The sequence below is a fragment of the Bradyrhizobium sp. MOS002 genome (assembly GCF_003020115.1).
In the GTDB taxonomy this organism is placed as follows: domain Bacteria; phylum Pseudomonadota; class Alphaproteobacteria; order Rhizobiales; family Xanthobacteraceae; genus Bradyrhizobium.
This window is the reverse complement of the sequence record NZ_PYFX01000002.1, coordinates 94,436-108,594: the sequence shown is the minus strand read 5'-3', so window position 1 is coordinate 108,594 and position 14,159 is coordinate 94,436. Positions and strand designations below refer to the sequence as shown.

Sequence of the window (14,159 nt, the reverse complement as noted above, 5' to 3'; positions counted from 1 at the left end):
CAAGATCAGCTGAGCGCCACGTTCACCGACGATTCCGGCAGCTCCGCGTTGAAGCAGCGCTGGTAGAACTCGGCGACGAGGGGCCGTTCGAGCTCGTCGCACTTGTTGAGGAACGTGACCCGGAACGCAAATCCGATGTCGCTGAAGATGTCGGCGTTCTCCGCCCAGGTGATCACCGTACGCGGGCTCATCACCGTCGACAGATCGCCATTGGCGAAGGCGTTGCGGGTGAGATCGGCGAGGCGAACCATCTTGTTGACGATGTCGCGGCCCTCCGTGGTGCGATAGTGCTTGGCCTTGGCCAGCACGATCTCCACCTCCTCGTCATGGCTGAGATAGTTCAGCGTGGTGACGATCGACCAGCGGTCCATCTGGCCCTGGTTGATCTGCTGCGTGCCGTGATAGAGGCCCGAGGTGTCGCCGAGGCCGACTGTGTTGGCGGTCGAGAACATGCGGAACGCGGGGTGCGGCTTGATCACCTTGTTCTGGTCGAGCAGCGTCAGGCGGCCGGAGACTTCCAGCACGCGCTGGATCACGAACATCACGTCCGGACGGCCGGCGTCGTATTCGTCGAACACCAGCGCGATGTTATGCTGGAGCGCCCAGGGCAGGATGCCGTCGCGGAATTCGGTGACCTGCTTGCCGTCGCGGACCACGATCGAGTCCTTGCCGACGAGGTCGATACGGCTGATGTGGCTGTCGAGGTTGACGCGCACGCAGGGCCAGTTCAGACGCGCGGCGACCTGCTCGATATGGGTGGATTTGCCGGTGCCGTGATAGCCCGTGACCATGACGCGGCGGTTGTGGGCGAAGCCGGCGAGAATGGCGAGCGTGGTGGCGCGATCGAAGCGGTAATCGGAATCGACTTCGGGCACGTGAGGATCGACCTCGGAATAGGCGGGTACTTCGAGATCGCTGTCGATCCCGAACACCTGGCGCACCGACACCTTCATGTCGGGCAAACCGGAAACTCCCTCAACTTTCGACATCGCGGCGGTCGTCATCAATCCTCCGAGGTCCCGGGCAATCCCGTGACCAGTTATTGCACGTTGGCTGCGGCTGGGTGCGATCGCGAACCTATCAGAGACAACGGGCGGGCAGAAGCCCGCCCCCCAATCAAAGTTCCGTTGTCTTTTCATTTAGATAGGCAAGGAACGCGATTTTTGGAAGGCTGCCCTGCGAATCACGCTTGAATTTCGTGCCGAAGGCACGGTCCTGCCCAAGCGGGTGGCACTTTTACCGCGCCCCGTTACTTATGTAGGGTCCGAACCCCAAAGCCCAATCCCACCACAGAGACGATGTGACGTCCTTTCTCGATCCCCTCATTTCATTCGTCTCCGCCCATGCGTGGCTGGCCTATCTGACCCTGTTCCTGGCGGCCCTGCTGGAGGCGGTTCCAGTGGTGGGGTCGGTCATCCCCGGCTCGACCATCATCCTGGCGCTGAGCGCCCTGGTCCCAGGCGGCGAGCTCAAGCTCCAATGGGTGTTGCTGGCGGCAGCGCTCGGCGCAGTGCTCGGCGATGGTTCGGCCTACTGGATCGGGCACCGCCAGCAGCGGGAAATCCTCAACACCTGGCCGCTGACCAATTATCCGCGCGTGGTCGAACAGAGCGAGAATTTCTTCCACCGCTTCGGCACATGGGCGGTGTTCTTCGCCCGCTTCGTGCCGCCGATCCGTGCTTTCGTCCCGGTCACCGCGGGCGCGCTGGGCATGTCCCCGGCCCGCTTCTACGCCATCAACATCCCGGCGATCCTGGTCTGGGCCCCGGCCCATGTGCTGCCGGGTGTCCTGGCGGTGTCGGCCCTGCACGAATATGCCGGGCTGCACCACCATGGACATGTCGGCAAGCACATCTGGATCCTGACTGTGGTCGGCGTCGCGATCGTTCTGGGCCTGGCGGTCTGGATCTATCGCCGCCGGAATGGCGCCGGCGTCGCGGTAGCGAAGCCGCGGGGATGATAGCGTCATGGCGGCGCACCGCGTGCGGTTGCGGACCTCGCAACGGAGGCAGCCCTTGCATCCCACCCGTAACGCGTTACACTGTAACGCGTTACGATGGGACGGTTTCCAATGACTGCACCCGCTGAAAGAATGAAGATGATGCGCCAGCGAAGGCGCGTCCGGGGATTGCGCGAACTGCGCCTCGTCATCGCTGATGCTCGCTCGCGGTCAGTTCGACGACGGGTGGCGAAGCAGGTTGCCAGCCTCGACCCCGATCGCGAGCGCAGCGCGCTGCAGTGGATCGAGTCGGTCTCCGAATTTGATGCAGATGAAACGCGGTGACGTGGTGACCGTCGCTGCAACGGGCGACTATGGCAAGCCCCGCCCGGCGGTCGTCGTGCAGAGCGACGCTTTCCCTGAAACTCATGCCTCCGTGGTGATCTGCCAGTTGACTTCCGAACTGGCGGACGCCCCAGATTTTCGTGTGACCATCGAGCCAACCCACGAGAATGGATTACGACTGAGATCGCAGGCGATGGCCGACAAGCCGATCACCGTGAGACGCGAACGGATCGGACAGAAGATCGGGCGTCTCGGCAGCCAGGACATGACTCGGCTCGGGATTGCTTTGGCGTTCGTGTTGGGGCTTGCGGATTGATCGGGTACCCGTCCACGGGCTTCCGCCAAGATGACCGCAGCAGCGCCCCTAGCTACCAGCCCCCGCCCTTCGCCCCGGCGCCGGCCCGACATACCGCGCCCGCGGCCTGATCAGCTTGCCGTGCTGTAGCTGCTCGCTGGCATGCGCGATCCAGCCGACGCTGCGGGCCATGGCGAACAGGGCGAGCTCGCTGCCTGCAGGCAGGCGCAACGCATGCACCAGCACTGCGAGCGCGTAGTCGATGTTGACGAACTCGCCGGTCGACTCCGCGATCCGCTCCGGCACTTCGCGTGTGAATTTTCGCGGCGCGCCGGCGCGAGAGAGCGCGTTGAGCAGCGATTGCGCGCGGGGATCGCCGCGCTTGTAGACACCATGGCCGAAGCCGGCAAAGCGTTCGCCGAGCGCGACCCGCTCGCGCACCATCGGGGCGACGTCGCGATCGACCAGCGTCTTGACGAGCTGCGAGGCCAGCACGCCGGCGCCGCCATGCTTCGGCCCCTTCAGCGCGGCGAGGCCGGCAATGACGGAATCGTAGAGATTGAGGCCGGTCGACGCCGCGCAGCGCGCGGTAAAGGTCGAGGCGTTCAGTTCATGATCGGCGAGCAGCACGAGCGCGCGGCGGATCAGATCGGGAGCGTGCTTGTTGTCGGGCGCCCAGGCTTTTGCGATCTCCTGATGCAGCGGCTCGGCTGACGGCTCGGCATTGAGCATGGTCGCCACCAGCAGGCGGACGATGCGCGCGCCGACCATGGCGCGGCCATCCGGCGCACGGGTGAAGGCACGGGGATCGGCGCTCGCGGCCAGCGCGAGCACGGCGATGGCACGGTCGATCGGCGCGGCGCGACGCGCGGCCTGTGCGATCGCGCGCATCTCCTCGGATATCGCGGGCTGATTGTCCGGCGCGAACGGATCGACGCCGGAGACGTCCCACAGGAGCGTCGCGGTGTGCTCCAGCGTGTCGTGCTCGGCGAGATCGACGCAATTGACGCCGCGGTAGATCGCGCCGTCCTCCGTGATGGTGGAGATCTCCGTGTCCATGACCGGCAGATCGGCATCGAAGCTGCGCAGGCCGCGCGGCTCGGGCGACGGCACCCGGCGCTCCTTCAGGGCCCGGACGTCCTCGGCGCGGTACCGGTTCTTGCGCGAGTCCGGCGTCGGCTCGGACCGGATCAGGCCGCGGCTGACATAGGCGTAGAGGGTGGCCGGCGAGATCGCGAGCTCGGCGGCGGCTTCCCGGGCGGAGAGGTAGAGACCTTCCGAATTTTTCATATTGATTTATGTAATCAAGATTGATCAATCTGTCGAGAAGCCTGACCTTTGCCTGGTGCAAAGGAGATTTGGGCCATGAACATCCACCTCACCAAGAGCCAGATCGGGCTGGACGGCGTTCCCGCGGCCGAAACCGTGCTGAGCCATGTCGACGGCGAGCGCGGCGAGCTGATCATCGCCGGCGAGCATGTCGGCCGACTGGCGAGCCAGTCGAGCTTTGAGGGCGTCACCGCCCGGCTCTGGAACGGCGCCAGCATGACCGGCTTAAGCGAAGCCAATGTGCGCGCGAGCCTGGGCGCCGCACGCGAGCGCGCCTTCGGGCGGCTGGACGAGTTGCTGCCGGCAACGCGCGGCATGGGCATCATCGACGGGTTTCGCGCGGCGGTCGCGGGACTTCGCGCCGAGCATGGCCTCGCCCATGAGGCGACCATCGTCGGCGCATTCCCGGTGATTGCGGGCGCGCTCGTCCGCCGCGCCAAGGGTCTCGATCACGTGGCGCCCGATCCGAATGTGAGCCATGCCGCCGATACGCTTCGCATGCTGCACGGGCGCGCGCCTGAACCACGCGAGGTTACCGCGCTGGACGCCTACCTCGTCACGGCCAGCGACCACGGCATGAATGCCTCGACCTTCACCGCGCGCGTGGTGGCCTCGACGCAGGCTGATCTGTTTGCCGCCGTCACTGCCGGCTATTGCGCGCTGACGGGTCCGCTGCATGGCGGCGCGCCGGAGCCGGTGCTGGAAATGCTCGACGCGATCGGCTCGCGCGAGCGCATCCAGCCCTGGGTGGACGCGGCACTCGCCCGCGGCGAGCGGATGATGGGTTTTGGCCACCGCGTCTATCGCGTGCGCGATCCGCGCGCCGACGTGCTCAAGACCGCGATCGAGGCGCTGGCCTCGGACGGCGCCGACCTGCCCTTTGCCGGCGAGGTCGAAGCCTATATCCGCAGCGCCTTGCGCAAGAAGAATCCGGACCGGCCGCTGGAGACCAATGTGGAGTTCTTCACCGCGATCCTGCTCGATGCGCTGGCAATTCCGAGGCAGGCGTTCACGCCGATCTTCGCGGTGGCGCGCGCAGCCGGGTGGACGGCGCACGCGCGCGAGCAGCAGCGGACGGGGCGGCTGATCCGGCCGAGTTCGTCATATGTGGGGGCGATGCCGAAGGCGTAGGGCTAGTGGCGTATAGCGGGAGCATGACGGCGGGGCCAATCGCTCCGCCGTCGTCCCGGCGAAGGCCGAGACCCATACCGCGTGATTTATCGGTAAATGGAGATGTCAGTACCGCGTGAAGACCTGTTCACTGCGAGTCTTCGCCAAACTTCTCCCTGGGGTTATGGGTCCCGGCCTTCGCCGGGACGACAGCGGAGAATTTGGCTCGAAGGCCTATGCCTCGCGCACCACGGTCTTCAGATAATTATACGCCTTGATGATCTCGATCAGGCGATCCTCGGTGGAGCGGTCGCCGCCGTTGGCGTCGGGGTGGTGCTGCTTCACCAGCGCCTTGTACTTGGACTTGACGTCGGCGAGCGTGGAGTCGGGGCCGAGGCCCATCACCTGAAGCGCCTTGCGCTCGGCGTTCATGATCTTGCGCGTCTCGGCCTTGGGCGCGGCCTGCGGGCCGGCGCGCCAGCCGGTGCGGCCGTTGAGCTCCTGGAACATGCTGAACGGATCGAAGGCGCTGTCGATCTCGGCCTCGGCGCCCTTCTTGACGCCGCCATTGGCGCCCATCTTCCAAGTCGGACGATGACCGGTCAGCGCATCTTTCTGATAGCGCGCGACAGCGTCGGCATTCATGCCGGAGAAGAAATTGTAGTTCTGGTTGTACTCGCGCACGTGATTCAGGCAGAAGTGCCAGTACTCACGCTGATTGTCGCGACCCTTGGGCGCACGATGCGCGCCCTTGTTCTGACACCCGGTCCATTCGCAATTGACCACGGCGTCGCGCGGCTTCACCTCCGGCTGCTTGCCTTTCGGCTTGATCCGGATGGAGTCGAAGAACTTTGATGAATCGATCGGCATGGCTGACTTTGACTACGCAATGCAAAAACCTTCAAGTCTTGACATTGCAATTAGCTGAAAAGCACAGCCGAAGCTATGCTGAGGCGTCCTTGAACGGCCGCCGGAGGCGGCCTATGCAATACGGAGAGCGATCTCGCACCGTAATGACCCAGATGGCCATCAGAGACACTATCAGCAACAAGTTGCAGGAAGCTTTCACGCCGGAAAGCCTGCAAGTCGTCGACGAGTCACATTTGCATGAGGGCCACGCCGGCCATCGGCCGAGCGGCGAGACGCACTTCCGCGTTTATATTGTGTCTTCCGCCTTCAAAGGGAAGAGCCGGGTCGATCGCCACCGCATGATAAATTCAGCGCTGGCCGCGGAACTCTCCGGCAGCGTGCACGCGCTGGCGATCCACGCGCAAGCGCCGGGAGAAAATTAGCTTGGTCATTCCGGGGCGGCTCGAAGAGCCGAACCCGGAATGACCGAGGAATCAAAACGACGTCCCGGCCCGCCGCCGCTTGGCTTCCTCCATTTCCGTCTCGCGCGGCACCGGTGAAATACGGAGCGCGGTGATGCGGTTGCGTTCGCGGCGGAGGACGCGGAAGCGGAAGCCGTGAAAGGTGAAACTCTGGCCGCGGTCGGGGATCGAGCGCGCCTCATGAATGACGAGGCCGGCGACCGTCGTTGCCTCTTCGTCGGGCAGGTGCCAGTCCATGGCGCGGTTGAGGTCGCGGATCGGCACCGAGCCGTCGACGACGACCGAGCCGTCCGGCTGGGCGCGCACGCCCGCGACCACGACGTCATGCTCGTCGGAGATGTCGCCGACGATCTCTTCCAGAATGTCTTCCAGCGTCACGAGACCTTCAACTTCGCCGTACTCGTCGACGACCAGGGCGAAATGGGTCTTGCGGCGGCGGAACGCCTTGAGCTGCTCGGAGACGGGCCGCATCTCCGGCACGAACCACGGCGGCAGCGCGATGGTGGAGACGTCGATGCGCGAGGTGTCGCCGTCGGCCGCGCGGATCGCGCGCAGCAAATCCTTGGCGTGGAGCACGCCGATGATGTTTTCCGGCTTCTCGCGCCACAGCGGGATGCGGGTGTATTCGGCCGCCAGCACCTCGCGCACCAGATCCTCCGGCGGCAGGTCGGCGTTGATCATCGTCATCTCGGTGCGATGGATCATGACGTCGGAGACCTGGAGCTCGCGCAGATCGAGCAGCCCGCCGAGCATGTCGCGGTCCTGCTTCTCGAATTTGCCTTCATGATGCAGCAGATCGACCGCACCGCGCAGACGCTCGGTCGGCGACAGGATCGCCTGGTGCTCGCCGGCAAGGCCAAACAGGCGCATCAACAGCCGCACGATGACTTCCACGATCCGCAGCAGCGGCCCCAGCACGTACATCGTCAGCCGCATCGGGCGCGCCACCGCGAGCGCCATGCGGTCGGGCGCGTTGATCGCGATGGTCTTGGGCAGCACCTCGGCGAAGATCACGACCAGTGCGGTCATCAAGCCGGTGGCATAGAGCACGCCGACGTCGCCGAACCATGCGGTGAAGATGCTGGTGGCCAGTGCGGATGCACTGATATTGGCGATGTTGTTGCCGAGCAGCAGCGCGCCGATCAGGCGCTCGCGCATGTCGAGCAGCTGCGAGACCACGTCGGCGTCGCGATTACCCTGCTTGGAGAGCCGCAGCATGCTGGCGCGCGAGGCGCCGGTCAGCGCGGTCTCGCTCGCGGCGAAGAAGCCGGAGACGAGCAGGCAGAGAATGACGATGGTGAATCCCAGCCAGTCCATGAACCACTCAATAGAAGTTCAACCGCGTGTCACGCCTTGTGGGCGAGCTTGTCCTTCAGGAAGTCGCGCACCGGAGCCGGCTCGACGTCCTTCACAACGACGGCGCGCCCGACGGCCTCCAGCAGGATGAAGGTGAGCCTGCCGCGCACGACCTTCTTGTCCTGCGCCATCAGCGCCATCAGCGCGTCGGCATCGGCAAGCCCCTCCTGCGCGAAGCCCGCGATATCCTGCAGGCGCGTCGGCAGGCCGGCTTCGATCAGGTGGCGCTCGACGCGCGCAGCGTCCGCGTCGCCAATCATGCCAAGCTTCGCGGAAAACTGCGCCGCTAGCGTCATGCCGATCGAAACGCCCTCGCCGTGGAAGAGGCGGTCGGAGAAGCCGGTCGCGGCTTCCAGCGCATGGCCGAACGTATGGCCGAGATTGAGCAGCGCGCGCTCCCCGGTCTCGCGCTCGTCGCGCGAGACGACGCCGGCCTTGGCGCGGCAGGAGGTCGCGATCGCATGCTCGCGCGCCGAACCGCCTTTGGAGATGTCGGAATGGTTCTTCTCGAGCCAGGCGAAGAAGGCCTCGTCACCGAGCACGCCGTATTTGGCGATTTCGGCATAGCCGGCGCGGAATTGCCGCGGCGACAGCGTGTCGAGCACGGCGGTGTCGGCGATCACAAGCACCGGCTGATGGAAGGCGCCGAGCAGATTCTTGCCCTGCGGCGAGTTGATGCCGGTCTTGCCGCCGACGGAGGAATCGACCTGCGCCAGCAGCGAGGTCGGCACCTGCACGAAGTCGACGCCGCGGCGCAGGATCGCCGCCGCAAAGCCAGCGAGATCGCCGACCACGCCGCCGCCGAGCGCGATGACGAGATCGTTGCGCTCGATTTTCGCGGCAATCAGGGCTTCGCTGACCTTTTCGAGACCGGCATAGGTCTTGGAGATCTCGCCTTCCGCGACGACGATGCGCGATGACGGAATGCCGCTGGCTGCGAGCGAGGCCTCGGCGGGTTCGAGCCAGTATTTCGCGACGGTGCGATCCGTCACGATCGCGGTGCGCACGCCGGGACGTAAACGCGCGACCCGTTCGCCGAGCGAGGCCAGCACACCGCGGCCAATGACGATGTCGTAGGCGCGATTCTCCAGCGCGACCTCGACGTTGACGGGATCGGAATGTTTCAAAGGCGCGGTCATCGTGCGGCACTCGCGACGTCGGCTGGTGGCGGGGACGCCTGTTCGCCGCAAAGATGCGCGCGCAGCGTCTCGATGGTCTCATCGACGATCTTGTCGTGCGGCACGTCGCGCGAGGCGATGGTGAGGTCGGCATGGCCGTAGACCGGCTCCCGCTCGGTGAGCAGCCGCGTCACGGTTCCTTCGGGATCGGCGGTCTGGAGCAGCGGACGGTCGGCGCGCCGGCGCACGCGGCGCATGATGACATCGTGATCGGCCTTGAGCCAGATCGAGATCGCTTTCGCCGCGATACGGCCCCGCGTCTCCTCGCGCATGAAGGCGCCGCCGCCGGTCGCCAGCACGATGGGACCGCCGTCGAGCAGACGCGCGATCACGCGGGCCTCGCCGTCGCGGAAATGCGGCTCACCGTGGCGCTCGAAGATTTCTGGTATGGTCATGCCGGCCGCCGCCTCGATCTCGGTGTCGGCATCGACGAAGGGCAGCTTGAGCCGGAGAGCCAGGCGGCGGCCGATGGTGGATTTGCCCACCCCCATCATGCCGACGAGCACAATCGAGCGCGCCCCCAGCGCCGACAGGATGTCGGCCTCGGGCGAAGCTTGGATCGGCAACGCGGCGTCGGGCATTGGTCTCGCTCGATTGGGTCTCGCTCGATCTGCCGCCAAAGGCGGCATCCTTTGGCCACCTATACGACCCCAAAGGGGGCCTCGCCAGAGGACTCTTGCCACGAAACGGCGAACGTGTTGGATGATTTCATTGGTTAATTTGCCCGCCAAGCCCCTGACCGAGACCCTCTCCGAGATCCTGCCGATGCCCAGCCTGTTCCGCTTCCTGACGGTCGTCGCCGTGATCGCCGGCATCGTCTATGGCGTGGTCTTCGCGCTGGCGAACTTCGTCAATCCCAAGCCGCGGGAAATGACGGTGACGATCCCGCCGGATAAGTTTCTCAAGAAATAGGAGCTAGGCTGCCGGGCATGCGTGCCAGATCTTTCGCCAGCAAGCCCTCAGACACAAAACTCACCGGCCTGTTCCTCGACATGCTCGCGGCGGAACAGGGCGCCGGTGCCAATACGCTCGATGCCTATCGCCGCGATCTCACCGACTTCTCCGAGTTTCTCGGCCGCGTCGGCCATGCATTTGCGGACGCGGAAACACAGACGCTGCGCGACTATCTTGCCGATCTCGACACGCGCGGCTTCAAGTCCACCAGCGTCGCGCGACGGCTGTCGGCGATGCGGCATCTCTATCGCTTCCTCCTGAACGAACGCATCAGAACCGACGATCCCGCGGCGATCCTGTCCGGCCCCAAGCGCGGCCGCGGCCTGCCGAAAGTGCTGTCGATCGCGGATGTCGATCGCATGCTCCGCCGCGCCAAGGAATTGAGCGAGGCGGAGGATGCCTCGCCCTCGAAACGGCTGCGCGCCCTGAGACTCTATTGCCTGCTCGAGGTGCTCTACGCCACCGGCTTGCGCGTCTCCGAACTGGTGGCGCTGCCGCGCACGGCTGCGAAGCGCGACGCCCGCATGATCGTGGTGCGCGGCAAGGGCAACAAGGAACGGCTGGTGCCGCTCAACGAGGCCTCGCGCCAGGCGATGGCCGATTATCTCGCGGCGACGGAGGCCGCAAAGGACAACAAGACGGACAAGAAGAGCAGCGCGGCGGCCTCGAAATGGTTATTCCCCTCGTTCGGCGAGAGCGGACATCTGACGCGGCAGCATTTTGCCCGCGACCTGAAGGATCTCGCGGTCGCTTCAGGTCTCCAGGCCCGGCTGGTCTCCCCCCACGTGCTGCGCCACGCCTTCGCCAGCCACCTGCTTCACAACGGGGCCGATTTGCGCATCGTGCAGACGCTGCTCGGCCACACCGACATCTCGACGACCCAGATCTACACCCACGTGGTCGAGGAGCGGCTGAAGAGCCTGGTCCGCGACCTGCACCCGCTGGCGGAGAAGTAGTTGTCGCCGTAGCCCGGATGGAGCGCAGCGTAATCCGGGGTTCTCACCTCGCGGAAGACCTTCCCGGATTACGCTGCGCTCCATCCGGGCTACGGACCACAGCTGAAACCGCCTTGACTTCGGCCACATCTCCGCAGAAAGAGCCGGGACCTCACGATGATTTGGCCTGCGCCTCTTGCGAGCACACAGGCCAACTCATTGATGAACCTACACTTCTTTCCGCGACATCGAATCCGCTTCGCCGCCTCGCCCCGTCCTCCCTATATTGAGTTGATGCCAGACCAGATGCGCAGCTATCTCGATTTCGAAAAGCCCGTCGCCGAGCTCGATTCCAAGCTCGATGAATTGCGGACGCTTGCGGCCTCCGGCAGCGACATCGCCGAGGAGATCGGGCGGATCGAGGACAAGGCGGCGCAGGCGATGGCCGACCTCTATCTGAACCTGACGCCGTGGCAGAAGACGCTGGTCGCGCGGCATCCGCAGCGGCCGCATTTCAACGACTTCATCAAGGGCCTGATCACCGAGTTCACCCCGCTCGCCGGCGACCGCAAGTTCGGTGAGGACGAGGCGCTGGTGGCCGGCTTCGGCCGCTTCCGCGGCGAGGCCATCTGCGTGATGGGCCAGGAAAAGGGCGATTCCACCGAGAGCCGCATCAAGCATAATTTCGGCATGGCGCGGCCCGAGGGCTATCGCAAATGCGTACGGCTGATGGAGATGGCCGAGCGGTTCGGCCTGCCGGTGCTGTCGCTCGCCGATTCCGCCGGCGCCTATCCCGGCATCGGCGCGGAAGAGCGCGGCCAGGCCGAGGCGATCGCGCGCTCCACCGATGCCTGCATGGCGCTGACCGTGCCGAACGTCGCCATCATCACCGGCGAGGGCATGTCCGGCGGCGCCATCGCCATCACCACCGCCAACAAGGTCCTGATGCTGGAGCACGCGATCTACAGCGTGATCTCGCCCGAAGCGGCCTCCTCGATCCTCTGGCGCGACGGCTCCAAGGCGCAGGAAGCCGCCAACAACATGAAGATCACCGCCCAGGACATGCTCCGCTTCGGCGTGATCGACAGCATCCTGAAAGAGCCGGTCGGCGGCGCCCATCGCGACCCCGCCGCCATGATCGCCACCACGGGCGATGCCATCGCCAAGGCCTTTGACGAGCTCCGGGGCCTGGACGGAGACGCCATCCGCAAGCATCGGCGGCAGAAATTCCTCGATATCGGCCGGAAACTGGGCTGATTCGGGCGGTTTGGGGCCCGTCGGACGCGTCACCCTCCGCCGACGTCCTGGCGAAAGCCAGGACGACACTGAGTTTGCCGGCCAAACCGCCCCGTAGGCCCCCGGTAACCCCGCGTTAACCCTTTTTTTGCCCAAATCAGCGATCTCAGTACTGGTTTGGCCGCAAGGCCCCAGTTAGGGCCCAGTTTAAGTCTTCGTTGACCACGCCTTTGGGCCAACGGGCTCGTGATCCCCGTTCGGGTTGCGACCACATGACCCAGAGGTTAGAATTTTAATCAATGGCTTCAGGGCACAAGCGCTGGAGCGTGATTGCGAAAAAGCCCGTCGCGACGGGTCCGGGTCTCCGGTCGGATCATGCTTCAAGATTGGGGTTTGCGCGCGATGCTCTGGCCGGTGTGGGGTCCATCTTGATTTCTCGTTCGCTTGCTCGCGCGTTTTTGGTTTCGGTGGCGCTTGCCGCCAGCTTTGTGCTGGCCGGGTGCGACACCGACCAGGTTTCGCTTGCGACCAATGCCAAGGCCAACCAGCCGGTGCCGCCGAAACTTCTCGCCGCGATGGTCGAGAAGAACATGGATCTGCAATCACCGATTCTGGTGCGCCTGTTCAAGCAGGAGGCCGAACTCGAGGTCTGGAAGCAGACCCGCAACGGCCAGTTCGCGCTGCTCAAGACCTATCCGATCTGTCGCTGGTCGGGCGACCTCGGCCCGAAGGTGCGCGAAGGCGACCGCCAGGCGCCGGAAGGTTTCTACTCGATCAATCCGGGCCAGATGAATCCGCAGTCGGCCTACTATTTGTCGTTCAACACGGGTTATCCGAACGCGTTCGACAAGGCCTTGGGCCGCAGCGGCTCGCAGCTGATGGTGCATGGCGATTGTTCGTCGCGCGGCTGCTACGCGATGACGGACGAGCAGATCGCCGAGATCTATTCGCTCGGGCGCGAGTCCTTCTTCGGCGGCCAGAAGGCGTTCCAGCTGCAGGCCTATCCGTTCAAGATGACGCCGGTGAACATGGCCAAGCACCGGAACAACCCGAACATGCCGTTCTGGAAGATGATCAAGGAAGGCTATGATCATTTCGAGGTGACGCGGCAGGAGCCGAAGGTCGATTTCTGCGAGAAGAAGTACGTCTTCGACGCAGCGAAGCCGCCCGACGCCAAGCGCGATCCGGTGTTCGACGCGTCCGCGAAATGTCCGGTCTATGTGATCCCCGAGGACATCGTCAGCGCCGTGCGCGAGAAGGACCAGCGCGACCAGGCGGAGTACAACAAGCTGGTTTCGCGCGGCACGCCCGTCGCGCGCATGAACACCGGCATCGACGGCGGCATGAACAAGATCTTCGCCGCGAAGATTCCGGAAGGCTCGACCGGGCTGTCGGAGGGCGCCGAAGGCACCACGCTGCAGATGCTGGCTATGGCGAAGGCGCCGGGCACGATCCCGGGACACGTCAATCCGCCGAAGCCGAATCTCGATGCAGCCGCGCCCTCGCCGCAGGAAGAGCCCGTCGTCGCCGTCAGCGCGCCCGCCGCCAACACCCGCGTCGCCACCGCAGCTCCGCCCGAGAAATCCGGCTTCTTCTCGAATCTCGGCCGCAAAATGGGCATGGGCAACGCCGACGCCACGGCGACCACGCCTCCGCCGCAGGCCACAGCATCCGTCGCCCCGGCCGCGACGCCCACGACGCCGCCGACCGCAGCGTCGAGGCTGAAGGCCGCAGTGACCCGGTTCGTGCCGGGTCGCGACACGTCCAAGGATGCAGCGAAGGACGCGCCGAAGCCGGCTGTCGCCGCCGCCAAGCCCGTCGAGCCGCCGAAACCGGATACGCGCCTCGCCGCAACGCGCCCGGCGCTGAAGCCGTCGGTGTCGGATGGCGCGGGCGAAGCGACGCAGATCATGGGCGCCGCGCCGGTGGTGTCGTCGAACTCGTTCGACAGCCGGTTCGGGGCGGTGAAGTAAGACGACGACTGCCGCTCGTTCACTCCGCTCCATCCTGGCTTGACGCTGTCATTCCCCGCGAAGGCGGGGAATCCAGTATCCCAGACACAGTCGTTTTAATCGAGAAGCCCCGGCGTACTGGATGCCCCGCCTTCGCGGGGCATGACATTTGAGGTCGGGGTTAGAGCGGCGCGCCTCA

Annotated in this window: 15 protein-coding genes; 9 read left to right on the top strand and 6 right to left on the bottom strand. The window is 65.2% G+C overall.

Annotated elements, in window-relative coordinates:
- Positions 1–5 precede the first annotated feature (5 nt).
- Entirely contained in the window at positions 6–1,004 is a 999-nt protein-coding gene (gene cobS / locus C7G41_RS05180) for a cobaltochelatase subunit CobS (RefSeq protein ID WP_106941574.1), read from the bottom strand.
- A gap of 296 nt (positions 1,005–1,300) precedes the next feature.
- On the opposite strand from cobS, the gene C7G41_RS05175 reads away from it, so the two are divergent.
- From C7G41_RS05175 to C7G41_RS05165, 3 genes are all read left to right on the top strand, one after another.
- Positions 1,301–1,960, top strand: coding sequence for a DedA family protein (locus tag C7G41_RS05175; protein ID WP_106941573.1), 660 nt, complete (start codon positions 1,301–1,303; stop codon positions 1,958–1,960).
- 111 nt (positions 1,961–2,071) lie between these two features.
- A complete protein-coding gene (locus tag C7G41_RS05170) occupies positions 2,072–2,284 on the top strand; it encodes an antitoxin MazE-like protein (protein WP_245446454.1) in 213 nt (70 codons plus the stop codon).
- Positions 2,271–2,600 (top strand): type II toxin-antitoxin system PemK/MazF family toxin, encoded by a 330-nt coding sequence (locus C7G41_RS05165; RefSeq protein ID WP_106942163.1) that lies wholly within the window; start codon positions 2,271–2,273, stop codon positions 2,598–2,600. Before C7G41_RS05170 ends, C7G41_RS05165 begins: the two co-directional genes overlap by 14 nt.
- Positions 2,601–2,648: 48 nt before the next feature.
- Here C7G41_RS05165 and C7G41_RS05160 read toward each other — a convergent pair whose 3' ends face one another.
- Complete coding sequence (locus tag C7G41_RS05160) at positions 2,649–3,869, bottom strand: citrate synthase family protein (RefSeq protein ID WP_106941571.1); 1,221 nt, start codon at positions 3,867–3,869, stop codon at positions 2,649–2,651.
- A gap of 75 nt (positions 3,870–3,944) precedes the next feature.
- Here C7G41_RS05160 and C7G41_RS05155 point away from each other — a divergent pair, with 75 nt between their 5' ends.
- On the top strand, positions 3,945–5,039 hold the full coding sequence (locus C7G41_RS05155; protein WP_106941570.1) for a citrate synthase/methylcitrate synthase: 1,095 nt from the start codon (positions 3,945–3,947) through the stop codon (positions 5,037–5,039).
- Between the two features lie 213 nt (positions 5,040–5,252).
- On the opposite strand, the gene C7G41_RS05150 is transcribed toward C7G41_RS05155, so the two are convergent.
- Complete coding sequence (locus tag C7G41_RS05150; protein ID WP_007604582.1) at positions 5,253–5,888, bottom strand: J domain-containing protein; 636 nt, start codon at positions 5,886–5,888, stop codon at positions 5,253–5,255.
- A gap of 152 nt (positions 5,889–6,040) precedes the next feature.
- Between C7G41_RS05150 and C7G41_RS05145 the strand changes: the two genes are divergently transcribed.
- Positions 6,041–6,310 carry a BolA family transcriptional regulator gene (locus tag C7G41_RS05145; protein WP_106942162.1) on the top strand — a complete coding sequence of 90 codons (270 nt, stop codon included), beginning with the start codon at positions 6,041–6,043 and terminating at the stop codon, positions 6,308–6,310.
- Positions 6,311–6,361: 51 nt separating this feature from the next.
- On the opposite strand, the gene C7G41_RS05140 is transcribed toward C7G41_RS05145, so the two are convergent.
- From C7G41_RS05140 to C7G41_RS05130, 3 genes are read right to left on the bottom strand one after another with little or no spacing between them, the layout of a single operon-like run.
- Complete coding sequence (locus C7G41_RS05140) at positions 6,362–7,666, bottom strand: HlyC/CorC family transporter (RefSeq protein ID WP_106941569.1); 1,305 nt, start codon at positions 7,664–7,666, stop codon at positions 6,362–6,364.
- A gap of 29 nt (positions 7,667–7,695) precedes the next feature.
- Positions 7,696–8,844: a 3-dehydroquinate synthase gene (gene aroB / locus C7G41_RS05135; RefSeq protein WP_106941568.1), complete on the bottom strand. Its 1,149-nt coding sequence runs from the start codon at positions 8,842–8,844 to the stop codon at positions 7,696–7,698.
- Positions 8,841–9,464, bottom strand: a complete 624-nt coding sequence (locus C7G41_RS05130; protein WP_199198192.1) for a shikimate kinase — start codon at positions 9,462–9,464, stop codon at positions 8,841–8,843. Before C7G41_RS05130 ends, aroB begins: the two co-directional genes overlap by 4 nt.
- Positions 9,465–9,648: 184 nt before the next feature.
- Here C7G41_RS05130 and C7G41_RS05125 point away from each other — a divergent pair, with 184 nt between their 5' ends.
- The 4 genes from C7G41_RS05125 to C7G41_RS05110 all read left to right on the top strand — a co-directional run bounded on the left by C7G41_RS05125 (position 9,649) and on the right by C7G41_RS05110 (position 13,981).
- Positions 9,649–9,795, top strand: a complete 147-nt coding sequence (locus C7G41_RS05125) for a hypothetical protein (RefSeq protein WP_035669499.1) — start codon at positions 9,649–9,651, stop codon at positions 9,793–9,795.
- Positions 9,796–9,812: 17 nt separating this feature from the next.
- Positions 9,813–10,793, top strand: a complete 981-nt coding sequence (gene xerD / locus C7G41_RS05120) for a site-specific tyrosine recombinase XerD (protein ID WP_106941567.1) — start codon at positions 9,813–9,815, stop codon at positions 10,791–10,793.
- 273 nt (positions 10,794–11,066) lie between these two features.
- Positions 11,067–12,029 (top strand): acetyl-CoA carboxylase carboxyltransferase subunit alpha, encoded by a 963-nt coding sequence (locus C7G41_RS05115; RefSeq protein ID WP_007599220.1) that lies wholly within the window; start codon positions 11,067–11,069, stop codon positions 12,027–12,029.
- A gap of 407 nt (positions 12,030–12,436) precedes the next feature.
- Positions 12,437–13,981 (top strand): murein L,D-transpeptidase family protein, encoded by a 1,545-nt coding sequence (locus tag C7G41_RS05110; RefSeq protein WP_245446453.1) that lies wholly within the window; start codon positions 12,437–12,439, stop codon positions 13,979–13,981.
- The last annotated feature ends 178 nt before the right edge of the window (positions 13,982–14,159 follow it).

What these genes read in the sequence shown, in the direction of transcription:
- cobS (WP_106941574.1), bottom strand. Translation starts at nt 1,004, where the DNA reads ATGACGACCGCCGCGATGTCGAAAGTTGAGGGAGTTTCCGGTTTGCCC.
- C7G41_RS05170 (WP_245446454.1), top strand. Translation starts at nt 2,072, where the DNA reads ATGACTGCACCCGCTGAAAGAATGAAGATGATGCGCCAGCGAAGGCGC.
- C7G41_RS05165 (WP_106942163.1), top strand. Translation starts at nt 2,271, where the DNA reads ATGAAACGCGGTGACGTGGTGACCGTCGCTGCAACGGGCGACTATGGC.
- C7G41_RS05160 (WP_106941571.1), bottom strand. Translation starts at nt 3,869, where the DNA reads ATGAAAAATTCGGAAGGTCTCTACCTCTCCGCCCGGGAAGCCGCCGCC.
- C7G41_RS05155 (WP_106941570.1), top strand. Translation starts at nt 3,945, where the DNA reads ATGAACATCCACCTCACCAAGAGCCAGATCGGGCTGGACGGCGTTCCC.
- C7G41_RS05150 (WP_007604582.1), bottom strand. Translation starts at nt 5,888, where the DNA reads ATGCCGATCGATTCATCAAAGTTCTTCGACTCCATCCGGATCAAGCCG.
- C7G41_RS05145 (WP_106942162.1), top strand. Translation starts at nt 6,041, where the DNA reads ATGGCCATCAGAGACACTATCAGCAACAAGTTGCAGGAAGCTTTCACG.
- C7G41_RS05140 (WP_106941569.1), bottom strand. Translation starts at nt 7,666, where the DNA reads ATGGACTGGCTGGGATTCACCATCGTCATTCTCTGCCTGCTCGTCTCC.
- aroB (WP_106941568.1), bottom strand. Translation starts at nt 8,844, where the DNA reads ATGACCGCGCCTTTGAAACATTCCGATCCCGTCAACGTCGAGGTCGCG.
- C7G41_RS05130 (WP_199198192.1), bottom strand. Translation starts at nt 9,464, where the DNA reads ATGCCCGACGCCGCGTTGCCGATCCAAGCTTCGCCCGAGGCCGACATC.
- C7G41_RS05125 (WP_035669499.1), top strand. Translation starts at nt 9,649, where the DNA reads ATGCCCAGCCTGTTCCGCTTCCTGACGGTCGTCGCCGTGATCGCCGGC.
- xerD (WP_106941567.1), top strand. Translation starts at nt 9,813, where the DNA reads ATGCGTGCCAGATCTTTCGCCAGCAAGCCCTCAGACACAAAACTCACC.
- C7G41_RS05115 (WP_007599220.1), top strand. Translation starts at nt 11,067, where the DNA reads ATGCCAGACCAGATGCGCAGCTATCTCGATTTCGAAAAGCCCGTCGCC.